The 22,075-nt window shown below is 73.5% G+C and carries 23 protein-coding genes; 12 read left to right on the top strand and 11 right to left on the bottom strand.

What is annotated here, in order from left to right; translation table 11 throughout:
• Nucleotides 1–148 precede the first annotated feature (148 nt).
• From AC6CH6_RS11310 to AC6CH6_RS11335, 6 genes are all read left to right on the top strand, one after another.
• Nucleotides 149–745 (top strand): superoxide dismutase family protein, encoded by a 597-nt coding sequence (locus AC6CH6_RS11310; protein ID WP_498255196.1) that lies wholly within the window; start codon nucleotides 149–151, stop codon nucleotides 743–745.
• 136 nt (nucleotides 746–881) lie between these two features.
• Complete coding sequence (locus AC6CH6_RS11315) at nucleotides 882–1,694, top strand: alpha/beta fold hydrolase (RefSeq protein ID WP_498255197.1); 813 nt, start codon at nucleotides 882–884, stop codon at nucleotides 1,692–1,694.
• Between the two features lie 163 nt (nucleotides 1,695–1,857).
• Nucleotides 1,858–2,796 (top strand): SDR family oxidoreductase, encoded by a 939-nt coding sequence (locus AC6CH6_RS11320; RefSeq protein ID WP_498255198.1) that lies wholly within the window; start codon nucleotides 1,858–1,860, stop codon nucleotides 2,794–2,796.
• 107 nt (nucleotides 2,797–2,903) lie between these two features.
• Nucleotides 2,904–3,713 (top strand): ATP synthase subunit B family protein, encoded by an 810-nt coding sequence (locus tag AC6CH6_RS11325; RefSeq protein WP_498255199.1) that lies wholly within the window; start codon nucleotides 2,904–2,906, stop codon nucleotides 3,711–3,713.
• Nucleotides 3,710–4,183, top strand: coding sequence for a phage holin family protein (locus AC6CH6_RS11330; RefSeq protein WP_017834106.1), 474 nt, complete (start codon nucleotides 3,710–3,712; stop codon nucleotides 4,181–4,183). Before AC6CH6_RS11325 ends, AC6CH6_RS11330 begins: the two co-directional genes overlap by 4 nt.
• Complete coding sequence (locus AC6CH6_RS11335; RefSeq protein ID WP_498255200.1) at nucleotides 4,180–4,827, top strand: DUF3618 domain-containing protein; 648 nt, start codon at nucleotides 4,180–4,182, stop codon at nucleotides 4,825–4,827. The genes AC6CH6_RS11330 and AC6CH6_RS11335 overlap by 4 nt, the downstream gene beginning before the upstream one ends.
• A gap of 89 nt (nucleotides 4,828–4,916) precedes the next feature.
• Here the strand turns inward: AC6CH6_RS11335 and AC6CH6_RS11340 are convergent, their stop codons facing one another.
• Both AC6CH6_RS11340 and AC6CH6_RS11345 read right to left on the bottom strand, forming a co-directional pair.
• Nucleotides 4,917–5,756, bottom strand: a complete 840-nt coding sequence (locus AC6CH6_RS11340; protein ID WP_498255201.1) for a GDSL-type esterase/lipase family protein — start codon at nucleotides 5,754–5,756, stop codon at nucleotides 4,917–4,919.
• Between the two features lie 76 nt (nucleotides 5,757–5,832).
• Complete coding sequence (locus tag AC6CH6_RS11345; RefSeq protein WP_498255202.1) at nucleotides 5,833–6,852, bottom strand: LLM class flavin-dependent oxidoreductase; 1,020 nt, start codon at nucleotides 6,850–6,852, stop codon at nucleotides 5,833–5,835.
• Between the two features lie 146 nt (nucleotides 6,853–6,998).
• Between AC6CH6_RS11345 and AC6CH6_RS11350 the strand changes: the two genes are divergently transcribed.
• The 4 genes from AC6CH6_RS11350 to AC6CH6_RS11365 all read left to right on the top strand — a co-directional run bounded on the left by AC6CH6_RS11350 (nucleotide 6,999) and on the right by AC6CH6_RS11365 (nucleotide 9,881).
• Nucleotides 6,999–7,694, top strand: coding sequence for an alpha-ketoglutarate-dependent dioxygenase AlkB family protein (locus tag AC6CH6_RS11350; RefSeq protein ID WP_498255203.1), 696 nt, complete (start codon nucleotides 6,999–7,001; stop codon nucleotides 7,692–7,694).
• Nucleotides 7,695–7,716: 22 nt separating this feature from the next.
• A complete protein-coding gene (locus AC6CH6_RS11355) occupies nucleotides 7,717–8,268 on the top strand; it encodes a flavin reductase family protein (protein WP_498255204.1) in 552 nt (183 codons plus the stop codon).
• Between the two features lie 170 nt (nucleotides 8,269–8,438).
• The gene (locus AC6CH6_RS11360) at nucleotides 8,439–9,155 is read left to right on the top strand and encodes a flavin reductase (RefSeq protein ID WP_206064079.1); all 717 of its coding nucleotides are present in this window, start codon (nucleotides 8,439–8,441) and stop codon (nucleotides 9,153–9,155) included.
• Nucleotides 9,156–9,284: 129 nt separating this feature from the next.
• Nucleotides 9,285–9,881 carry a YceI family protein gene (locus tag AC6CH6_RS11365; protein ID WP_419968540.1) on the top strand — a complete coding sequence of 199 codons (597 nt, stop codon included), beginning with the start codon at nucleotides 9,285–9,287 and terminating at the stop codon, nucleotides 9,879–9,881.
• A 99-nt stretch (nucleotides 9,882–9,980) separates the two neighbouring features.
• On the opposite strand, the gene AC6CH6_RS11370 is transcribed toward AC6CH6_RS11365, so the two are convergent.
• Together AC6CH6_RS11370 and AC6CH6_RS11375 are read right to left on the bottom strand one after the other, a co-directional pair.
• A complete protein-coding gene (locus AC6CH6_RS11370) occupies nucleotides 9,981–10,211 on the bottom strand; it encodes a hypothetical protein (RefSeq protein WP_498255205.1) in 231 nt (76 codons plus the stop codon).
• Nucleotides 10,208–10,609, bottom strand: a complete 402-nt coding sequence (locus AC6CH6_RS11375) for a cell division protein CrgA (RefSeq protein ID WP_240722726.1) — start codon at nucleotides 10,607–10,609, stop codon at nucleotides 10,208–10,210. The genes AC6CH6_RS11370 and AC6CH6_RS11375 overlap by 4 nt, the downstream gene beginning before the upstream one ends.
• Nucleotides 10,610–10,751: 142 nt before the next feature.
• On the opposite strand from AC6CH6_RS11375, the gene AC6CH6_RS11380 reads away from it, so the two are divergent.
• A complete protein-coding gene (locus tag AC6CH6_RS11380) occupies nucleotides 10,752–11,390 on the top strand; it encodes an anthranilate synthase component II (RefSeq protein ID WP_290467563.1) in 639 nt (212 codons plus the stop codon).
• 48 nt (nucleotides 11,391–11,438) lie between these two features.
• On the opposite strand, the gene pknB is transcribed toward AC6CH6_RS11380, so the two are convergent.
• The 7 genes from pknB to AC6CH6_RS11415 are packed head-to-tail and all read right to left on the bottom strand — an operon-like array spanning nucleotide 11,439 to nucleotide 21,191.
• Nucleotides 11,439–13,487, bottom strand: a complete 2,049-nt coding sequence (gene pknB, locus AC6CH6_RS11385; protein WP_498255206.1) for a Stk1 family PASTA domain-containing Ser/Thr kinase — start codon at nucleotides 13,485–13,487, stop codon at nucleotides 11,439–11,441.
• A gap of 3 nt (nucleotides 13,488–13,490) precedes the next feature.
• On the bottom strand, nucleotides 13,491–15,233 hold the full coding sequence (locus AC6CH6_RS11390; protein ID WP_498255207.1) for a protein kinase domain-containing protein: 1,743 nt from the start codon (nucleotides 15,231–15,233) through the stop codon (nucleotides 13,491–13,493).
• A complete protein-coding gene (locus AC6CH6_RS11395; RefSeq protein ID WP_498255208.1) occupies nucleotides 15,230–16,675 on the bottom strand; it encodes a peptidoglycan D,D-transpeptidase FtsI family protein in 1,446 nt (481 codons plus the stop codon). Before AC6CH6_RS11395 ends, AC6CH6_RS11390 begins: the two co-directional genes overlap by 4 nt.
• Complete coding sequence (locus AC6CH6_RS11400; protein ID WP_498255209.1) at nucleotides 16,672–18,432, bottom strand: FtsW/RodA/SpoVE family cell cycle protein; 1,761 nt, start codon at nucleotides 18,430–18,432, stop codon at nucleotides 16,672–16,674. The genes AC6CH6_RS11395 and AC6CH6_RS11400 overlap by 4 nt, the downstream gene beginning before the upstream one ends.
• On the bottom strand, nucleotides 18,429–19,913 hold the full coding sequence (locus tag AC6CH6_RS11405; protein ID WP_035930243.1) for a PP2C family protein-serine/threonine phosphatase: 1,485 nt from the start codon (nucleotides 19,911–19,913) through the stop codon (nucleotides 18,429–18,431). The genes AC6CH6_RS11400 and AC6CH6_RS11405 overlap by 4 nt, the downstream gene beginning before the upstream one ends.
• A gap of 3 nt (nucleotides 19,914–19,916) precedes the next feature.
• Nucleotides 19,917–20,414 (bottom strand): FHA domain-containing protein FhaB/FipA, encoded by a 498-nt coding sequence (locus tag AC6CH6_RS11410; protein ID WP_133411437.1) that lies wholly within the window; start codon nucleotides 20,412–20,414, stop codon nucleotides 19,917–19,919.
• A complete protein-coding gene (locus AC6CH6_RS11415) occupies nucleotides 20,415–21,191 on the bottom strand; it encodes an FHA domain-containing protein (RefSeq protein ID WP_095651319.1) in 777 nt (258 codons plus the stop codon).
• Between the two features lie 172 nt (nucleotides 21,192–21,363).
• On the opposite strand from AC6CH6_RS11415, the gene AC6CH6_RS11420 reads away from it, so the two are divergent.
• The gene (locus tag AC6CH6_RS11420; protein ID WP_498255210.1) at nucleotides 21,364–22,074 is read left to right on the top strand and encodes a PepSY domain-containing protein; all 711 of its coding nucleotides are present in this window, start codon (nucleotides 21,364–21,366) and stop codon (nucleotides 22,072–22,074) included.
• Nucleotide 22,075 lies beyond the last annotated feature (1 nt).

Genomic DNA, 22,075 nt, shown 5'->3' on the forward strand with positions numbered 1-22,075 from the left:
CAAAAGGGTCGAGCCCCCGCACCACACGGTGCGGGGGCTCCCCGCATTTAACGCTTCTCGTCTTCGTTGTATCCCCTCCGACCACGGCTTATGGTCGAGGTCCAGGACCCGGTGACGACGAGGAGGAGCCGTGCGACGGAGCAGGCTGATGGCAGCAGTGTTCGGAACGACCGCCCTGGTGCTCGCCGGGTGCGGCGGGGGCGGTGACGACAGCGCCGTGGTCGAGGAGACGTCGGCCGCCCCAGAGGCGGGCGCCGGCTCCCGCGCCGTCCTCCAGGACGCCGAGGGCGCGGAGGTCGGCAGCGTCAGCTTCTCGGAGGTCGCCGCCGGCACGGAGGTCGTGGCCGAGGTGCAGGGGCTCGAGCCCGGCTTCTACGGACTGCACGTGCACGCGACCGGCCTCTGCGAACCGGACAGCGCGGCACCGGGGGACCCCGGCACCACGGGTGCGTTCCTCTCCGCGGGCAGCCACCTCGGGAGCGAGGACGCCGAGCACCCCGACCACCGGGGCGACCTCCCCGACCTCCTGGTGACGGAGGAGGGGACGGGCTTCCTCACGACGGTCACCGACCGCTTCGGCGTCCAGGACCTCGTGGCCGACGACGACGGCAGCGCCGTGATGGTCCACTCGGGCCCCGACAACCACGCCAACGTCCCGGAGCGCTACGCCCCCGACGGCCCCGACGAGGCCACGCTGGGCACGGGCGACGCCGGCTCGCGGCTGGCCTGCGGCGTCGTCGAATGACCGCGGGCCGTCCCGGCCGCGGGTGAGGCCCGGCCGCGGGTGACACCCGGCCCTGGGTGACACCCGGCGCTGCGGCGGCGTCCTTCGATACTCTGGGAGCGTTCCTGCCGTACGCCCGCGAGAGGGGTCTCCCACCATGCCCGACGTCAGTCCCGCCACCGCCCGGATCAACGGGGTCACCATGACCTACACGGACCGGGGGGAGGGGCCGGTGCTCCTCCTGCTGCACGGCCACGCCTACGACCGCAGCATGTGGGCCCGCCAGGTCGAGGTGTTCGCCGACCGCGGCCGGCGGGTGATCGCCCCCGACCTGCGCGGCTTCGGCGGGTCCGGGGTCACCGAGGGGATCGTCTACACCGAGGAGTTCGCGGACGACGTCGCCGCGCTGCTCGAGCACCTGGCTGTCGACCGGGCAGTGGTGGTCGGGTTCTCGATGTCCGGCCAGATCGCCATGGAGCTCCTCCACCGGCACCCCGACCGGGTCCGGGCGCTGGTCGTCAACGACACCGTCCCCGAGGCGGAGGACGCCGCCGGCAAGCGGCGCCGCCACGTCGCCGCGGACGCCATGCTGACCGGCGGCATGGAGGCCTACGGCCGCAGCGTCCTGGGCAAGATGGTCGCCGAATCGACGGTGGAGACCCGCCCCGGGGTGGCGGCCGAGGTGCTGGCCATGCTCCAGCGCGCTCCCGCGAAGGGAGCCGCCGCGGCCATGCGCGGGCGCGCCGAGCGCCGGGACTTCACCGAGCTGCTCCGCGGCGCCCGGATCCCCGTGCTCGTCGTGGTGGGCGCGGACGACGCCTTCGACGGCGGCGCCGGCCGGCGGATGGCGGAGCTGGCCCCCGGCGCGGAGCTCGTCGTCGTCGACGGCGCCGGGCACACCCCCAACCTCGAGCAGCCCGCCGCGTTCGACGCCGCCCTGGAGAACTTCCTGCGCCGTCTCGACGCCTGAGCGCGGTCACCCCGCGGCGGTACGCTCCTGCACCCCGTGCCCCTCGGCGGTCCCTCCGTCACGGGGTGCAGGGTGTCCTGTTCTCCCACAGAGAAGCCGTTGTCCTCCCGACCGCATCATCAGTATGCTGTCCAGATCAGTGCACGACGAGAGGAAGTGGAGCATGGCCGAGACGAACAGCGGCAACCCGGAGAACGCCGACCGCGAGACGGTGGACCAGCTCGCGTTCCAGAACCCCGTGACGCGATACCCCGTCCTGTCGCCCCCGAAGCAGGACCAACCCGAGCCGGGCCTGGACGTCGAGCTCGAGCCCAGGACCGACCGCGGGGAGCTCTCCTACCGGGGGACCGGCCGCCTGGAGGGGCGCAAGGCCCTGATCACCGGGGCGGACTCGGGCATCGGCGCGGCCGTCGCCATCGCGTTCGCCAAGGAGGGCGCCGACGTCGCCCTGAACTACCTCCCGGACGAGGAGCCCGACGCGCAGGTGGTCAAGGCCGCCGTCGAGAAGGCCGGCCGCACGGCCGTCCTCCTCCCCGGGGACCTGACCGACAAGGACTTCTGCGCGGCCCTGGTGGAGAACGCCGTGGCCGGGCTGGGCGGGCTCGACATCCTCGTCAACAACGCCGGCAAGCAGGTGGCGGTCGAGAGCCTCGAGGACCTGAGCGACGAGCAGCTGGTCGACACCTTCACCGTCAACATCGTGGCGATGTTCCGGATCACCAAGGCGGCGCTGCGGCACCTGCCCGCGGGCTCCTCCATCATCAACACGACGTCGATCCAGGCGTACCAGCCGTCGCCGGACCTCCTCGACTACGCGTCGACCAAGGCGGCGATCAACAACTTCACCAAGGGCCTCGGCCAGCAGCTGGCACCCAAGGGCATCCGCGTCAACGCCGTGGCGCCGGGACCGTTCTGGACGCCTCTCCAGGTCTCGGACGGGCAGCCGAAGGACGCGCTGCCCGAGTTCGGGCAGTCGACGCCCCTCGGCAGGGCCGGCCAGCCCACGGAACTGGCCCCCGCCTACGTGTTCCTCGCCTCCTCCGAGTCGAGCTACGTCATCGGCGAGACCCTCAACGTCAACGGCGGCAGCCCGTCGCCGTGAGGACGCGCCGATCCGGCGAAGGGCTTGGCTCCGTGGAGCCTTCGACCTAGGCTAGAACCAGCCCGCACCATCAGTGGACTTATGAAGTGTTCCAGAAAGGCGGAATCATGACCACCAACCCCTATGACCCGACCCCCTACGACGCCGGCTCGAGCCACGCGGCCGACACCGGCACCACCTCCAAGAAGGACGTCGCGGCGGAGCAGGGCAAGGCCGAGGCGGACCAGCTGAAGCACGAGGCCGCCGGCTCCGGCCAGCGCGTCAAGGAGACGGCGAAGGAGCAGGCCGGAGCCGTCAAGCAGGAGGCCACCGCCCAGGCGCAGAACCTCCTCGGCCAACTCCGGAGCGACCTCAGGGACCAGGTGGCCCCCCAGCAGGAGCGCATCGCCTCGAGCGTCCGCTCCGTCAGCGACGAGATCAACGCCCTGTCCCGCGGTGAGAAGCCCGAGACGGACTTCGTCACGGGTCTGCTCGGCAACGTCTCCGGGCGCGTCGACTCCATGGCCTCCTCCTTGGAGAACAAGGACGCCCAGGACCTGCTGCAGGACGTCCGCCGGTTCGCGGCCCGCCGCCCCGGGACCTTCCTGGCCCTCGCCGCCGGCATCGGGCTCCTCGCCGGTCGCGCCACCCGCGGCGTCAAGGACAGCGACGAGATCGCGACCGACCGCCAGGGCGCCAAGGAGTACTTCGGCGTCTCCGGCCGGCAGGACCAGGGCGCTCCGGCCGGGACGGGCGTCGCCACCGGCGCCGTCTACGACCAGGGCTACGACCGCAACCTCACGGCGACCGAGACCTCGGGCTACACCCCGGCCGACCCCTACGCCTACCGCTCCGACGAGCAGGGCGAGGCGGCCCGCACCTACACCGACCGCGTGCCCGGCACCGTCTACCCGGACCAGGAGGGCGACCGTCGATGAGCCATCCCATTCCCCCCTCGGACGCCGAGGACAGGGCGGAGCACGAGTCGCTCGGTGAGATGTTCAAGTCGCTGAGCACCAACCTCTCCACCCTCATCCAGCAGGAGATCGCGCTCGCCAAGGCCGAGACGACGCAGGCGGTGCAGGAGGCCAAGCAGTCCGCCAAGGACACAGGCAAGGGCGCCGGCATGCTCGCCGGGGCCGGCGTGGCCGGTCACTTCGTCCTGCTCTTCCTGTCCCTCGCGCTCATGTGGGGACTCAGCAACCTCGTGGGCCTGGCCTGGTCCTCGGTCATCGTGGCCGTGCTCTGGGCCGTCATCGCCGGCATCCTCGCCGCGATGGGCAAGAAGAACCTCAACGAGGGCAAGCGGGAGATGACCGAGGCGACCCAGGATCCGCTGCCCCTCACCCGCGAGACCGTCTCCGAGATCCCGGACACCGTGAAGCCCTCCAAGAAGGAGAACCGATGAGCCAGCAGAACCCCGAACAGATCCGCGCCGACATCGAGGCCACCCGCGCTCGGCTCGGCTCCGACGTCGACGCCGTCGCGGAGAAGGTGACGCCCGAGCGCGTCGTCGAGCGGCAGAAGGACAAGGTCCGCGGCAAGGTCCAGGACACCGTGCACGGAGTGAGGGAGCGAGTCATGGGTTCTTCCGACGACGAGTTCACGGTGGGCGGCTACTCCACCGGTGACGTCAGGGACGAGGCGGCGTACCGCGCCGACCAGGCCCGCGGCGCCGTGCAGAACGCCCCGGCCACGGCCAGGGCGAAGACCCGGGGCAACCCGCTGGCCGCCGGTCTGATCGCCCTCGGCGCCGGCTGGCTCGTCGGCTCGCTGCTGCCCTCCACGCAGAAGGAGCAGGAGCTCGTCGCCGACGCGGCGGACCGGGTGCAGCCCCACGCCCAGCACGCGGTCGAGTCCGCGAAGGGCGCGGCGCAGGAGGTCGCCCAGGACCTGAAGGAGCCGGCGCAGGAGGCCGCGCAGTCCGTCAAGGAGACCGCGCAGTCGGGTGCCCAGGAGGTCAAGCAGCAGGGCCAGGGCGAGGCCCAGCACCTGAAGTCCTCCGCCCAGGACTCGGCGCAGTCCGTCAAGGACGAGACGAAGAACGCCTGATCCGCGCCCGGCCGCGAGCCGGTGACGCACCGGGCACGACGAAGCCCCCGGACCGACGGTCCGGGGGCTTCGTCGTGCCCGGCGAGTGGTCAGCGGGCCCGGGCGGCCTGCCCGAGGAGCCCCGGGAAGTAGCCGGAGAGGTAGCCGCGCTCGGTCGGGTGCAGGTTGTGGTCGCCGGCGTCGGGGCCGAAGAGGATCCACGGGTCCGCCGAGCCGACGCCGTGGCCGCGGAAGCGGTCGGTGACGTCCACGAAGACGGCGCCCTCCTCCTCCACGCCCGCCGCCAGAGCCGCGTTGAGCTCGTCGGTCCAGTCGTTGAGCTGGGCGGCCCGCTCGGCGGAGATCAGCGGGCTGTCCGCGCGGTCGTCGAAGAGGTGCGGATAGCCCAGCACCACGATGCGCGCGTCCGACGCCGCGTCGACGGCCGCGACGGTCTCGCCCGCGGAGGCGGCGGCGGACGCGATGAGCGCGGGGGCCTCCGCGAGCTTGGTGTCGCACGGCCCCGGGCCGTAGGCGGCCTCGGCGGGGGCGCTGCACGCCTCGATGAACCCGCCCCACCCGATGTCGTTGCCCCCGAGAGTCAGTGTCGCCAGGTCGGCCGAGGCGAGGGCGTCGGCGACCGGCTCCGTGGAGACGAGCTTCCGCACCTCGTGCGTCTCGTAGCCGGCGCACGCCGCGTCCAGGGTCACCTCCACCCGGGGGTGCGAGTCCAGCTTGTCGACGTGGTCCCGTCCCGTGCCCTGGACGCAGCCGGGAACGCCCTCGACCGCCTGGAGCCCGCCCGTGCCGAAGGCCGCGGAGTAGGAGTCGCCGAGGTTGACGACCTCGACGGTGCGCGGGGCCGCGGCGGCGGGGGAGGCGGCCGCGCCCGAGAGGGCGAGCGCCGCGGCCAGGGCGGTGACGGTGCGTCGGGCGGTGACTGAGGACATGGCGGGGACCTTTCGGGGGGCGGTGGCGCCTCCCGGGGGCGGCGCCGTGACGGCGGACGCCGGTGACTCCCTGAATTTACAGTCGCGACGCGGCGGAGGGAAGGTCTGTCCCGGCGTCCTGACCCCAGGACCCGGCCAGGAGTTCCAGGGAGCGCAGCACCTGCTCGTGGGTGGGGGACGCGGGGGCGATCATGAGCTCGTCGGCGTCCGCCGTGGCCGCGAAGTCCTCCAGGGCGGACCGGACCTCGTCGCCCGTGCCCGCGGCCGACCAGTGCAGCATGTGCAGGATCTGCTGCCCGGCGGGGCTGTCCATCACCATGTCCAGCTCGGCCTCGCTCAGCTCGCGGCCGCGGCCCACCATGGCGCGCACCCGTTCGCGCCGGGCGGTCCCGAGCTGCTCGGCGGCGTCCTCGGCGGTGTCCGCGGCGATGACGTTGACGGCCGCGACGACGTACGGCTCCGCGAGCTGCTCGGAGGGGCGGAACCCGGCGCGGTAGGCGGCCACGGCGTCCACGAGCGCGTCGGGGGCGAAGTGGGAGGCGAAGGCGTAGGGCAGCCCGTAGGCGGCGGCGAGCTGGGCGCCGAACAGCGAGGAGCCCAGGATCGTGAGGGGCACGTCCGTCCCGGCGCCCGGCACGGCGCTGACCCCCGGGACGACCGAGCGGCCGCTGAGATAGCCCTGCAGCTCGCGGACGTCCTGCGGGAACTGCTCGGCGGCGGAGGGGTCCCGGCGCATGGCCCGCACCGTCCGCAGGTCCGTGCCGGGGGCCCGGCCCAGGCCCAGGTCGATCCGTCCGGGGTGCAGCTCGGCGAGCGTGCCGAACTGCTCCGCGATCACGAGGGGGGAGTGGTTGGGCAGCATGACGCCGCCCGCGCCCAGGCGGACGGTGGAGGTGTGCGCGGCGACGTGGGCGATCAGCACGGCCGGGGCCGAGGAGGCGATCGTGGGCATGTTGTGGTGCTCCGAGTACCAGACCCGCAGGTACCCCAGGCGCTCGGCGTGCTGGGCGAGGCGCACGGAGTCGGCGAAGCTCTCGCCCACGGATGCGCCCTTGCGGACGGTGGCGAAGTCGATGACGGACAGGGGCAGCGGCACGGCGGACCTTTCACGGTGATCGGGAGACCCTCCACGCTACTCCTCTCCGCCCGGGGCCGCCGTGGCGGGGCGCACACCGGTGCCGCCGCCCGCGGTGCCGGTGCGCGCCGTGCGCGGTGTCGGCGGTCGCGGCTACGCTCGGCGGCATGATCGACCCCTCGACCCCGTTCTCGGCGCCCGAGCTGTTCGAGCTGCCCCGGGAGCGCGCGGAGATCGCCCCCGGCGCCGTCCACGTGCCGGGGTGGCTCGGGCCGGAGGAGCAGCGGGACCTGGTGCTCCGCTGCCGGGAGTGGGCCGTGGGCCCGGTGCCCATGCGGCACATGGTGCTCCCGGGCGGAGGCCGGATGTCGGTGCGCTCCACGACACTGGGCTGGGACTGGGCGCCCTACCGCTATCTGCGCACCGGGGAGTGCAAACGGGCACCGGACATGCCCCCGTGGCTGACCGAGCTGGGCCGCCGGGCCGCCCAGGAGGCCTACGGCCCCGGCAGCCCCGACGTGCAGGACTACCGGCCGGACACCGCCCTGGTGAACTTCTACGACGCCGACGCCCGGATGGGCATGCACCAGGACAGGGACGAGGCCTCCGCCGCGCCGATCGTCTCCCTCTCGCTCGGGGACACCTGCGTCTTCCGCTTCGGGAACACGCAGACCCGCTCGGCGCCGTACCGGGACGTGGAGCTGCGCAGCGGCGACCTCTTCGTCTTCGGCGGACCCTCCCGCTACGCGTTCCACGGGGTGCCGCGCATCCGCCCCGGCACGGGGGCGGCCGCGCTGGGCATGAAGGGCGGGCGGCTGAACCTGACCCTCCGGATGACGGGACGGTCCCGGCCGGAGCGCTGAGTCCCCGTGCCAGACTGGCGGGATGGAGCTCCCCGATCCCGCACCGGCCCACCTGATCGACCCGGCGGCGCCGGACGCCGAGGACGTCGGCGCCTACCGCGTGCTCGCCGCGGACATCGCCTCCGGCGTGGCGGTCGTGGCCGCCCGGCACCGCCGGCGGGACGTCGCCGCGACCGTGACCGGGTTCCTCGACGTCTCCTACGACCCGCCCACCATGCTCGTGAGCCTCTTCGAGGAGGGGCGGATCTGCGACGCGGTGGAGTCCTCCGGCGCGTGGACGCTCTCCGTGCTGCGCCGGGACCAGGAGGGGATCGCCAACTGGCTCGCGAGCCCCGGGAATCCGGTCGAGGGCCTGCTGGACGGCGTGCCCTTCCGGCGCTCGCCGCGCTCGGGGGCGCCCGTCCTGGACGGGGCGCTCGCGTGGTTCGAGCTCTCCACCGTGGCCGTGCACACCGCCGCGACGCACCGGGTGGTCGTGGGCGAGGTGACTGCGATGGGCCGCGGGGTCGCGGAGGCCCAGGCCGACGACCCGCTGGTGCACTACGCCCGCGGCTACCGGGGCCTGACCCGGTGACCCGGGGGCGCCGGACACGACGACGGCGCCCGTGCAAGACTGTGACGTCGGGTTTCACCCGCCCCGTCAGCGGCGGAATCGATTGACTCCCGCTCCGGTTCCGGACGTAGCGTGGACAGGTGGGGCCGCCCGGCGGCACCGTTCCCACGGCTCTCCACGGAAGGACACTCATGGCGGCCCAGCACCACGAACGCCGGCCTCGTCGGGGTCACGACGACGACGCGCCCGCCGGCGGCGCACCGGAGCAGAGCCCTGCGCGGACGCCCGAGCGTGCGGCCGAGGAGCCGCGGCTGAGCGCGGTCCCGCGGCCCGGCGCCCCGGCCGAGCGCGCGGCCGCGTCGGTCGCCGACCTCGAGGTCCCGGCCGACCACCTCCAGGACCTCGAGCACGTGGGCGAGGCGTTCAAGGCGGCCTTCGCCCACCACCCCGCGGGGGTCGCGATCATCACCGCGCGGGGCCCCGAGGGGCCGGTGGGCCTGACGGCGTCCTCGGTGTCCTCCGTGTCGGCCGTGCCGCCGATCCTCGGCTTCTCGCTGCAGGCCCGTCAGGGTTCGGCCGCACTGCTGGCCGAGGCCGACTCCTTCCTGGTGCACCTGCTGGACGCCGAGAACCTCGACCTCGCCCGGTCCTTCGCCGTCTCCGGGGCGCCGCGCTTCGGGGCGGACATGCCCTGGGAGTACCTGGAGACGGGGGAGCCCCGGCTGCTGAACGTCGCCCGGGTCCTGCGCGCGGTCCCGCTGGCCCGGATCAAGGCCGGGCCCGCCCTCGTGTTCAACGCCGCCGTGGTCGACGTCCTCGGCCACGAGGGCACGGGCGTCCCCCTCGTCTACCACCGCCGCCGGTTCCACGAGCTCAACGACCGCTCCGCCCTGGACCCCGAGGCCTGAGCGCACGGAGGCGAGCCCCCAGGGATCCCCGAAGAACTTCGGACCTCGTTGTTGACACATCACCAAGGTGCTCCTAGAGTAGTTGACGAAGCAACAACCTGCTCGCCACCGATCCCCAAGGAGAACACCATGTCCCAGCTCAACGGTCTCGTCCCCGGTTCCTGGACCTTCGACCCCGCCCACTCCGAGGTCGGCTTCACCGTCCGCCACGCCGGCATCTCCAAGGTGCGCGGCACCTTCGGTGAGGTCGACGCGCAGCTCGAGGTCACCGACCCGGTCGAGGGCTCGACCCTGAACGCCACCGTCCGGATGGCGAGCATCGACACCAAGAACGCCGACCGCGACGCCCACGTGCGCAGCGCCGACTTCTTCGCGGTCGAGGAGCACCCCACGATGACCTTCACCTCGACCGCCGTGGCGTTCGACGGCGAGGAGGGCACGATCACCGGTGAGCTGACCATCAAGGACGTGACCCGCACCGTCGAGCTCGCCACCGACTTCAGCGGCGTGGTCGTCGACGCCTTCGGCGTGACCCGCGCCGGCTTCTCCGCCGAGACCACCATCTCCCGCAAGGACTTCGGCATCACCTGGAACGCCGCGATGGAGGCCGGCGGGGTCCTCGTCTCCGACAAGGTCGTCATCAGCCTCGACGTCGCGTTCACCGCGCCGCAGAACGACCCCGAGGAGACCGTCGAGGGCCAGGAGGCCGTCTCCGCCCAGGCCTGATCCCCGACGGGCGCCCGCGCGCACGGAAGCGGCCCGCACCCCTGCTAGGGTGCGGGCCGCTTCCGTGCGCGCCGTGACCGGTGCCGCGGGCCGGTGCGGCTAGCGGAGCTGCTGCACCAGGAACCAGATCGCGGGACCCGCGACCAGCAGCAGCAGCGCCCACCGGCGCAGCCGCACCTCGAACGTGGCGGCGTTGAACCGCCGCCCGTCCTTCGGCCGGGACTCGGCGATCTCGTCCTCGAGCGGCTTGGGGAAGGGCTCCTGCGAGTCCTCGTGCGGGTCCTGGTGCGGGTCCTCGGGGCCGGTGCCGGCAGGGGGCACCGAGGTCACCGCCACTTCGTGGTCATGATCAGCCCCACCATCATCAGGGCCAGGCCCACCCCGATGTTCCACGTGCCGATCCCGGGCACGGGATAGGTGCCCTGAAAGAGGTAGTAGACGATGAGCCACAGCAGCCCGACCACCAGCAGGCCCAGCATGATGGCCTTGTACCAGGTGGGCGTCGGGGCGTGGGTCTCCGGGGAGCCGTGCCGGGAGCGCTCGGTGAGCTCCTGCGCCACCGCGTTCGCGGCGGCCTCCGGGTCGAACGCGGTGGAGCCGCCGGGCAGCCCCTCCGCCGCCAGCCGCGCCAGCTCCGCGTCGACGGGCGGGGCGGCGGCCGGCGTCGACCGTCCGGAGCCGCCCGGACGGCGGGCCGGCTTCTTGCGGCGGTTCTTGGACTCGGGCACTGATCCTCCTGATCACCAAGCGGGCCGTCTTCACGGCGGGGGGTCCGGTGCACCAGTCTAGCCGCCCGGTGCGCGCCCTCCTGCGGACGCGTAAGCTGGACGGGCGCACGCGCCGAGAGGCACCCCACTCCCAGGAGATCCTGTGACCGTCAAGATCCTCGTCGTGGACAACTACGACAGCTTCGTCTACACCCTCGTCGGCTACCTCGAGCAGCTCGGTGCGAAGACCACGGTCATCCGCAACGACGACCTCGACGAGACCGCCGCGTGCGCGCTCGCCGACGAGCACCAGGGCGTCCTCCTCTCGCCCGGCCCGGGCGCTCCCGCCGACGCCGGCGTGTGCACCGCCCTGATCCGCCACGCCGAGCGGACGGGACAGCCGCTGCTCGGCGTCTGCCTCGGTCACCAGGCCCTCGCGGAGGCGTACGGGGGGACCGTCACCCACGCCGAGGAGCTCATGCACGGGAAGACCTCCCGGGTGGAGCACAACGGCACGAGCGTCTTCGGCGCGGTGCCCAGTCCGTTCACCGCGACCCGCTACCACTCGCTCGCCGTCGTGGACCAGTCCGTGCCCGACGTCCTCGAGGTCACCGCCCGCACCCCGAACGGGGTGATCATGGGGCTGCGCCACAAGAGCGCCCCGCTGCACGGGCTGCAGTTCCACCCGGAGTCCGTCCTCACCGAGGGCGGCTACCTCATGCTCGGCAACTGGCTCGAGCTCGTGGGGCTCAAGGGCGCGGCGCGGGCCGCCGCGTCGCTCTCCCCGCTGATCACCGTCTGACCGCCGGCCCGCGCGGGTCCGCGGCGCGGTGACTCCCCGGCCCGGACGTCAGTCCCGCCGGGGCCCGCGGTCCGCGCCCTGCTCGAGCGCCTCGCGGGCCCGGTCGGCCGCCTGCTCGGGGATCCCGTCCTGCTCGTCGGTGTCGCGCGCCTCGGTCTCGGGGGAGTCCTCCGGGGACGTCTCGGCGGAGTCGTCCGGGGCGCTGCTGGGCTCGGACTCCTCCTCCTCCGGTGCGGCGGTCTCCTCGGGCTCATCCTCGTCCTCGGTCGCCTCCGGGGAGGGGGACGGGGTGGGCGAGGGGGTCGGCTCCGGAGCGGGCTCGGGCTCCGGGGCGACCGCCACGGTGAGCGTGATCGTCGAGCCCTGCGGCGCGGACTGTCCGGCGTCGACGCTCTGGTCCACGACCTGCCCGGCGGGCACTCCGGCCCGGGGGGTGGTGACGACCTCGGACGAGAGGCGGACCGCGTCCGCGCCGAGGGCCGCGACCGCCTCCTGCCGGCTCAGGCCCACGAGCTGCGGCACCGTCACCCGCCCCGTGGACAGCACGAGCTGCACCTCCGAACCGCTCGGGACGGTGGTCCCGCCGGCCGGGTCGGTGGCGACCAGCATCCCCTGGGGCACCCACGGGCTGTTCGCCGTGCGGGACGCCCCGGCCTCGAGCCCGGCGGCCTCCAGGGCGTCCCGCACGTCCTCCTCGGACCGGCCCGCGAGGTCGTCGGGGACCTCCACCTCGGCGGGCCCCCGCGAGACCGCGAGGACCACGGTGGAGCCCTCCTCGACCTGCGTGTCGGCCGTGGGATCGGTGCCCACGGCGTCCCCCTCGGGCACCTCGTCGTCGAAGACCTCCTCGCGCTGCGGCACGAGCTCCGCGTTGCGCAGCGCCGTCTCGGCCACCGCCGCGTCCATCCCCGCCACGTAGGGGACGGCGACGAGCGCGGGTCCGCCGCGCTGGTCCTGGACCCACTGGAGGGCCACGACCCCGAGGACGGCGAGGACCGCGAGGGCGAGCAGGCCGATCAGCGCCGCGCGCAGCGGTCGCCGTCGGCGGTCCCGCGCAGGGGTCGAGCCGCTCCCGGGGCCGTCCGCCGGCACCGGTGCCGCGGCGACCGCCGTGCCCGCCGCCGTCGGCGGAGCGGCCGCCCCGGCGGGCACGGGAACGGGCACGGGCGGGAGGGTCTTCGTGTCCTCGTCCCGCTGCCGCACCGCGTGCAGGGGCTGGGTGGCGTCCAGGTCCCCCGGCACCGCGGGGCGCAGCTCGCGCAGCGCCCGGCGCATCTGCCCGGCGTCCTGGAAGCGGGCGGAGCGGTCCTTGGCGAGGGCCTTCGCCAGGAAGTCGTCGACGCGCCCGCCGAGCCGGGGGTCCAGCTCGGAGGGCGCGGGGGGACGGTCCCGGACGTGCTGGGCGGCGATGTCCACCGAGGACCCGCCCACGAACGGCGCCCGGCCCGTGAGCATCTCGAAGAGCACGCACGCGGCGGAGTAGAGATCGGAGCGGGCGTCCACGGACTCGCCCCGCGCCTGCTCCGGGGACAGGTACTGCGCGGTGCCGAGGACGGCCTGGGCCTGGGTCAGGGCCGGCGAGGTGTCCTCCACGGCCCGGGCGATGCCGAAGTCCATGACCTTGATCTGCCGCTCGGGGGTCACGATCACGTTGGCGGGCTTGATGTCCCGGTGGACGATGCCGGCCCGGTGGCTGTACTCCAGGGCGTCGAGGATGCCCAGGGTGATGTCCACGGCCTCCTGGGGCGTCACGGCGTTCTCGTGGATCAGCTCCCGCAGGGTCCGGCCGGGCACGTACTCCATCACGATGAACGGCCGGTCCACGCCCTCGTCGGTCGTCGCGAGGATCTCGCCCGTGTCGTAGACCGAGACGATGGAGTGGTGGTTCAGGGCGGCCACGGACTGGGCCTCGCGCTTGAACCGCTCGTGGAAGGTGCCGTCCCGGGCCAGTTCGGGGCGCAGCACCTTGATGGCCACCCGCCGGCCCAGCCGCAGGTCCCGCCCGAGGTGGACGGTGGCCATCCCGCCGCGGCCGATGGTCTCGCCCACCTCGTAGCGGTCGTTGATGAGGGAGGGGACGGGGTTCCGGCCCGGCACGGCTCAGCCCTCCTGGCCGGGCCCGGTCGGTGTCGCGGTGGGCGAGGGCGATCCGGTGGTGGGGGCGGTGGTGGTCTCGGGCGCCGCGGCGACCCACATCTCGATGGTGTCACCGGGGCGGACGGTGGACCCGCCCAGGGGCTGGGTGCGCAGCACGGTCCCGGGCTCGGCGTCCTCGGTGGTCTCGTCGTAGCGGATGATGTTCACGCCCAGGAGCCGGATCTCGTCGATCAGCGGGTCGGCCGGGCGGCCGACCATCCCGGAGGGCAGCTCTACGGTGTCCGGGCCGGTCGAGTACACCACCGTGATGGTGGTGCTCCGCGCCACCTGGCCCACGGGGTTCAGGGACAGGACGGTGTTCTGCTCCTCGTCGGCGGTGCGGCCCTCCCGCTCCACGGGGAAGCCCAGGTCGGAGAGCTCCTGCACCACCTCGTCCACCGGCCGGCCCTCGTAGCGGGCGGCGAGGACCTCCACGGTGTCCGCGCCGGGCTGCTCCGCCGCCGGTGGCGTCGGCTCACCGGGGACCGTCGAGGTCGAGACGGTGCCCGTGGGGGAGGGCTCCTGGCTCACGGGCGCCGGCTCGCGCAGCAGGAAGAACCACAGCAGCCCCGCCACGAGGAGCAGCACCAGGAGCACCGGCAGCAGCCAGGCCCACACCGAGCGGCGCTCCCGGCGCTCCTCGGGACGGGCCGGACCGGTGCCGGGGTCCTCCCCGGAGTCCTCCGGGCCGTCCACGACGTCCAGCTCGGCGGTGATGGGCCGTGGTCCTCCGGCGGCGGCCCCGGTCGCCGCGGCGGCCGCGGTGCGGTCCCGGTCCAGCACCTGCGTCGGCTCGTCGCGCACCGGCTCGAACGCCTGGGTGGCGTCGTCGTCGGGCAGGTCGAGGAAGGGGCGCATCCCGGGAACGGCCGCGACCGCCGCGTCCTCGTCCCCGCGGCGGATGGCGTCCACGGCGGTGGCCAGGGCACCGGCCGTGGCCGGGCGGTCCTTGGGGTCCTTCGCCAGCATCGACATCAGCAGCGCCCGCACGGTCTCGGGCACGCTGTCCTTCAGCGGCGGCGGCGGGTCGTTGACCTGCGCGAGGGCGATCGCGATCTGCGACTCCCCGGTGAACGGGCGGCGCCCGGCCAGGCACTCGTAGCCGATGATGCCCAGCGAGTAGATGTCCGAGGACCCCGTGGCGGTCTGACCCGTGGCCTGCTCGGGCGCGAGGTACTGGGCGGTGCCCATGACCTGCCCGGTGGCCGTGAGGGGCACCTGGTCCGCGAGACGGGCGATGCCGAAGTCCGTGACCTTCACCCGGTTGTCCGGGGTGATGATGAGGTTGCCGGGCTTCACGTCGCGGTGCACCAGGCCCTGGGCGTGCGCGGCAGCCAGCGCCCGTGCGGTCTGCCCGATGTAGTTGAGCACGGTGTCCGGGGCGAGCGTCTTCTGCCGCTCGATGATGTTGGACAGCGGCTCGCCCGGGACCAGCTCCATCACGAGGAAGGCGGAGCCCTCCTCCTCGCCGTAGTCGAAGACGTTGGCCACCCCGGGGTGGTTCAGGAGCGCGGTGTGCCGGGCCTCGGCGCGGAAGCGCTGCAGGAAGTTCGGGTCCCCGTTGTACTCCTCCTTGAGGATCTTCACGGCCACGATCCGGCCCAGGACCCGGTCCTTGGCCTTCCACACCTCACCCATGCCGCCGATCGCGATCCGATCGGTCAGTGCGTAGCGCCCGCCCAGGACGGTGCTCGACGATGGTCTCACTTGTTCAACACCGCCTCGAAGAGTCGCTTGGCACCGGGACTGGTCAGGGAGGCGCCCGTCGCCACGTCCACGTCCTCGAAGACGACGGCGAGGGCCACCTGGGGGTCGTCGGCCGGCGCGAAGCCCGTGAACCAGGAGTCGTTGAGGCCTTCGTCCGAGCCGATCTCGGCGGTGCCCGTCTTCCCGGCCACCTCGACCCCCGGGACGGCCGCGCCGCGGGCGATGCCGTCCTCGACGACCTGCACCATCAGGTCCGAGACGGTCCCTGCGACGTCCGCGCTCGTGGAACGGCGCAGCTGCTCCGGGTTGAGCTCCTCGATCACGGACAGGTCGGCGGAGCGCACGGTGCGCACGAGCTGGGGCTTCATCTGCACGCCGTTGTTGGCGATCGTGGCGCTCATCATGGCCACCTGCAGGGGCGTGGTGCGCACGTCGTACTGGCCGATCGAGGACAGCGCGAGCTGGGCCTCGTTGAGCTCCTCGGGGAACACCGACGGGGTCACCTTGAGCGGCACCGAGAGGGGCTCCCCGTAGCCGAAGTTCCGGGCGGTCTCCCGGATCGCGTCCTCCCCGAGGTCCAGGGCGATCGAGGCAAACGGCGTGTTGCAGGACTGCTCGAGCGCGAACTCCAGGTCCGCCTCCGCACGGGCGGTGCAGCCGCCGCCCACGTAGTTGGGCAGGGTCACGTCGGTGGCGGGCAGGGGCAGCTCCTGGGGGTTCGGGATCAGGGTCTCCGTGGTGTAGTCCCCGGACTCGAGGGCGGCCACGGTGTCGATGATCTTGAACGTCGAGGCGGGGGCATAGAGGTCACCGGCGACGGCCCGGTTGACGAGGGGCGCGTCGGGATCCGCGTTGAGCCGTTCCGCGGCGGCGATCACGGAGCCCGAGTCGTGCGAGGCCAGCTCGTTGGGGTCGTAGCCCGGGGTGGAGACCATGGCGAGGATCGCGCCCGTCTCCGGGTCGAGGGCCACGATCGAGCCCTTCCTGCCCTCGAGCACCTCGGCCGCGGTCTGCTGCAGCTCCGGGTCGATGGTGAGCTCGACCGACGCGCCCGTGGGCTGGTTCCCGGAGAACATGGAGACCACACGGTCGTAGAACTGCTCGTCGGAGGCGCCGGAGAGCTCCTCGCCGAGGGCCGCCTCGAGCCCGGTGGCGCCGTAGACGAGGGAGAAGTAGCCCGTGAGGTGCCCGTACGTCAGCGGGTCCGCGTAGACGCGCTGGTACTCGAAGTCGTCCTCCGAGGGCACGGAGGACGCCTTCGGGTCGCCGTCCACGAGGATCGCCCCGCGGTCCGCGCCGAACTGGTCGTAGAGGCTGCGGTTGTTCCACGGGTGCGCCTCGAGGCTGCGCGCCGCGACGAACTGCACGTAGGTCAGCGCGAGGAGCAGCACGGTGAAGATCGCCACGCCGGCCACCCAGGTGTGTCGGATCGCCCGGTTCACGATGCTCCTCCGTTCTCGGTGCTCCGGGACCCGCCGGGGCCCCTGCGGTCCTTGTCGGTGAGGCGGGACATCGCCTCGGTGGGGGTGCCGCCGTGGTGGTCCGCGTCCTCGGCGTCCCGGTGCCCGTCGAGACCCGCGGCGGCGATCGGCTCGGTGGCGGCGGTGTCGGCGGGCACCGCCGGGCCGCGGGCGGTCTCGGCCCCGGTGCCCCGCCGTCCGGCGGCGCGGTCCTCCCCGTCCGCCTGCCCCGCGTCCTGCTCGGGCCCGTCCGGATCCGTCCCGGGGCGGCGGTCCCGGCGGCGTCCCGGGCGCTCGGCGCGCTCCTGCTCGTCGCGCCGCGCCGCCTCGCGCAGCGCGGCCTCGTGGGCGGCGATCTCGGCGAGGTCGGCCTCGGTGGCCGGACCGGTGACCACGGGCCGGCGGGCCGTGTGGGAGATCGCCAGGATGATCGCCGCGATGATCCAGTTGGACAGCAGCGAGGAGCCGCCCGCGGACATGAACGGGGTGGTCAGCCCGGTCAGGGGGATGAGCCGGGTGACCCCGCCCACCACCACGAACAGCTGCAGCACGATGACCGCGGACAGCCCCGCCGCCAGCAGCTTGCCGAAGGAGTCACGGGTGCCCAGGGCGGCCCGGAAGCCCCGGGTGACGAACAGGAAGAACAGCACGAGCACGGCGCTCAGGCCGATGAGCCCCAGCTCCTCGCCGAACGCGGTCATGATCATGTCCGAGTTGGCGTAGGAGACGAGGTCCGGCCGGCCCTGGCCGAGCCCCTGCCCGAAGAGCCCGCCGGAGGAGAGCCCGAACAGGCCCTGGACGATCTGCCCGGAGCCGCCCGGGGCCCGGTTGTACACCTCCGGGTCGAACGCGTTGAGCCAGGAGTCCAGGCGCGCCGCCACGTGGCCGAAGGTCTGGCTCGCGAAGAACCCTCCGACGGCCACGAGCAGCAGCCCGATGACGATCCAGCTGAGCCGGCTGGTGGCGAGGTAGATCATGGCCAGGAATAGGCCGAAGAACAGGATCGCGGAGCCGAGGTCCCGCTGGAACACCAGCACGCCGATCGCGATGATCCACGCCGCGAACATCGGCGCCATGTCCCGGAACCGCGGCAGGCGCACGGGGCCGATCTTCTTGCCGGCCAGCAGGATGAGGTCCCGGTTGGTCGAGAGGTAGCCGGCGAAGAAGACGGCCAGGGTGATCTTGGCGACCTCCCCGGGCTGGAAGGTGCGCCCGCCCACCGAGATCCAGATCCGGGCGCCGTTGAGCTCCAGGCCGAGACCGGGCAGGAGGGGCAGGAGCAGCAGCAGTCCGCTGAGCACCAGGCAGATGTAGGTGATCCGCCGCAGCACCCGGTGGTCCTTGAGGAACCAGAGCACCAGGCAGGCGGCCGTCATGGCGAAGGCCGTCCACACCACCTGGGAGCCCGCGGCCGTCTGGTCCGTGGTGAGGTCGATCCGGTGGATCATGGCGATGCCCAGGCCGTTGAGGGCCACCACGATCGGCAGGACGTATGGGTCCGCGTACTTGGCCCGCAGCCGCAGCACCACGTGCAGGACCAGCGCGCCGATGCCCAGGACCAGCCCGGAGACGAGGAGGTGCGGGTCCCCCGAGCCCAGCTGGTCGGGGTCCACGAGGACGTTCGCGCCCACGCCGATGCCCACGGCGAGCACGAGCAGGAGCAGCTCGGTGAGCCGCCGCGGCTTCTGGCGGGGCTCGACCTGCTCCTCCCGGGGGGAGGTCGCGGCGGGGGCGCTCATCCGTCACCACCGGGAGAGGCCGCGGGCGAGGGGGTGGGGGAGGCGGTGGCCCGCTGGACGGTGCCCGTCGGGCGCGGCTCCGGGCCGGGAGTCTCCTCGGGCACGGACTCGCGCAGCTCGCGCACGATCCGCTCCGCCTCCTCGAGGCTGCCGGCGGGGATGGCGTTGCGGACCCGTTCCTGGGCGAAGCCCGGGAGGTCCTCGACCCGCAGGTCCGTGGCGCGCTCGAGGTCGCTGAGGCTCACGGGCCCCAGCGACTGGGAGACGCCGTTGTAGATCGCCACGTTGCCCTGCTGCTCGCCGACGTAGTACTGCGAGCTGATCCAGCCGCTCGTCAGCCAGCCCCCGGCGACGAGCAGCAGTCCTGCCGTGGCCAGTGCGAGCACGGCCACGGCGCGCCGGTGGCGGCGCCGGCGCGGGGACGGCACGGTGGCGTCGGCCCGGTGCAGCGCCGACTCGACGTCCCGCGGATCGGCCAGCGTGTCCGGGGCGGAGGTCTGCAGGAGGGTCGCGCGGCGCTCCAGGACGCTGTCGCTCACGGTGGGGATGCGCCCGGTCTGGGTGGCGTTGGCGGCGGCGCCCACCAGCAGGTGGGGGCGGGCGGCGAGGTCGCGGCGCAGCGCGGCCGCCGAGGACTCGGCCTCGGCGGTCCCCTGCGTCCCGGCGTCCCCGGTGATCTCGTCCGAGGTGCGGGCGAACTCCGGGTCCGGGACGGCGCCGCGGGCCTCGCCGGCCTGCGGCACGGGGGCGGTGTCGTCGGTCTCGAAGACCTGGACGACCACCACGGTCACGTTGTCGGGGGCCCCGCGGTCCAGGGTCAGCTCCACGAGCGTGTCCACGATCTGGTTGAGGTCGTCGGTGGAGCCCAGCACCGAGTGGATGGTCTCCGGGCGGACCACGGCGTTGAGCCCGTCGGAGCACAGCAGCCAGCGCTCGCCGCGCTCCGGGCGGAGGGTCTCCACGTCGATCTCGGGGGAGGCGTCGACGTCCCCGAGCACGCGCATGAGGACGTTCTTGTGCGGGTGGGACTCTGCCTCGTCCGGGCGCAGCCGGCCCTCGTCGATGAGCCGCTGGACGAAGGTGTGGTCCTTGGTGACCTGGCGGAACTCGTCGCCCCGGAGCCGGTACGCGCGGGAGTCCCCGATGTGGGCCACGACGAGCTCGTCCTGGTCCGCGAGCAGGGCCGTGACGGTGGTGCCCATGCCGCCCAGGCGGGCGTTGCCCAGGACCAGCTTGGCGAGGTTCTGGTTGGCGTTCTGGATCTCGTCCGTGAGCACGGTGGCGCCGTCGCCGTGGTGGTCCGGGCGGTCGAGGCTCGTGAGGTCCATGACCGCGGAGGCCGAGGCGACGTCCCCGCCCACGTGCCCGCCCATGCCGTCGGCGACCACGGCGAGGTGGCGGCCCGCGTAGGCGGAGTCGTCGTTCTTCGAGCGGACCCGGCCCACGTCGGAGCGCGCGGCGTAGCGGAAGGCGATCGCCATGCGTCAGGACCTCAGTTCCAGGACGGTCTTGCCCACCCGGAACGGGGTCCCGGGGTCGAGCGGCACGGCCCGGGAGAGGCGCTGCTGGCCGACGAAGGTGCCGTTGGTGGAGCCGAGGTCCTCGAGGAACCAGCGGGAGCCCTGCGGGAACAGCCGGGCGTGGCGCCCCGAGGCGTAGTCGTCGCCGAGGGGCACGGTGGCCTCGGGGGAGCGGCCCAGCAGTACCGGGGCGTTGCCCAGCGGGTAGCTGCGGCCGCGGAGCGGGCCGTCGAGGACGACCAGGGTCTGGGGGCGGGAGCGCTGCCCGGTGCCGGGGCCCGCGGCGGGCGGCACCGGGTCCTCCGCGGCGCCCCGGCGCTCGGCGCGGGACCTCGTGAGCACCGCCGGGAGCTTCCCGCCGACCGCCAGGTCACGACCCTGGCTGGCGACGATGCTGAAGATGAAGATCCAGAGCAGCGCCAGGAAGCCGAAGCGGAGCAGGGTGACGGTGAGTTCGGACATTCAGCGGTTCCCCTTCGGGGTCAGGAGGCGGAACGTGATCCTGGTCCGACCCATGGTGATCACGGAGCCGTTGACCAGCTCGGTGCGGCCGATCACCCGCTCCCCGTCCACGTAGGAACCGTTGGTCGAGCCGAGGTCCACGGCCACGAAGTGCTCGCCCTGCCGCCGGATCTCGAGGTGCTTGCGGGACACGCCGGTGTCCTCCACGGTGATGTCCGCCTCGGCGGAGCGGCCCAGCACGATCGAGTCCGCGTTGAGGGAGTAGCGCGCGCCGTCGACGTCGAGCACCGGGATCCAGTGCTGCGCGGGCACGGAGCGCGTCGGCTCCCCCTCGTCCTCCTCCCGGCGGTGGCCGCGGGCGATCCGCTGCCCGCTCGGGGTGGCGGGGGTGTTGGGGGACTCGGCGGTGCGCTGGGCCGAGGAGTGGACGCGGAACTCGCCGGCCTCCACCTCCGGGTTGCGGGTGAAGGACACCTTCACCGCCCCCTGGAGGGTGTAGGCCTGGCTGCGGGCGTGCTTGATGACGACGTCGCACAGCTCCTCCGCGAGCGGCGTGCCCCAGTCCTGGGCGCGCGGGAAGTCCTCGTCCGAGAACTCCACGACGAAGACGTTGGGGGCCATGGTGCGGCCCGCGGAGATCGTGAACGCCTCCTGGTCGAGCTCCCGCCGGAGGGCGCTGGCGATCTCGACGGCCTCCACCCGCTTCCGGGAGCCGGTGGAGAAGGTGGCGCGGACGGCCTTCTCGATGTTCTTCTCGAGGCTCTCGAGGAATCCCATGCCGCCTCCTTCCTGGCGTCGATCACGGTGCGCATGCACCCGGTCCCGGGTCAGGCGTTCTCCAGGATAGTAGACGGGACGCCTGTGAGCCCGGTGGGGGGTCCGCGCCCGGCGGGTCAGCGCCCCGGTCACGTCCTTGCCAGGCGGTCTGCAGGGGAGAAGAATCCCGGGTATGAAGCACACTGACCGAAGGCACCTGTCCCTGGCGGCGCTCGCCCTCTCCGCCCTGCTCCTCACGGGCTGCGGCGGCGACGGGGGTGACGGCGGCGCCGGAGGGGACGGCACCACCGCCCCGGCGGAGACCGGCGCCCCGGACGACACCGCCACCCCGGACGACACCGCCACCCCGGACGACAGCGCGAGCCCGGACGACAGCGCCACGCCCGACGACGACGGCACCGCCACCGCCTCCGGCTCGGCCTCGCCCTCGGAGAGTCCCGGCGACGACGCCACCGGCGGGTCCGGCGGCGAGGCGGCCGCCGTGGCCTCCGCGGTCGCCGCGGCCGAGGACGCGGTGGGCGGTGACGCCCAGGCCTTCGAGATCGGACGGGAGGACAGTCCGGCCAGCTGGGAGCTCACCGTCGCCGCCGACGACCGCGAGCACCAGGTGTACGTCTCGCAGGACGGCGAGGACGTGATCAGCCAGGAGGAGGAGGGCGGCCTCGACACCGACGACGGCGAGAAGCTCGCCCAGGTCCAGGTGCCCCTCGACGAGGGGCTGGCCACGGCGCTGGAGACGGTCAACGGCACGGTCGACGAGGCGCAGCTCGAGACGGAGGACGGCACGACCGTGTGGGAGGTCGAGATCGACGAGCCGGACGGCAACTCCGTGGACGTGTTCGTCAACGTCGAGGACGGCTCCGTGCTGAAGATCGACCGCTGAC

The organism is Kocuria sp. GQ42 (assembly GCF_059758435.1).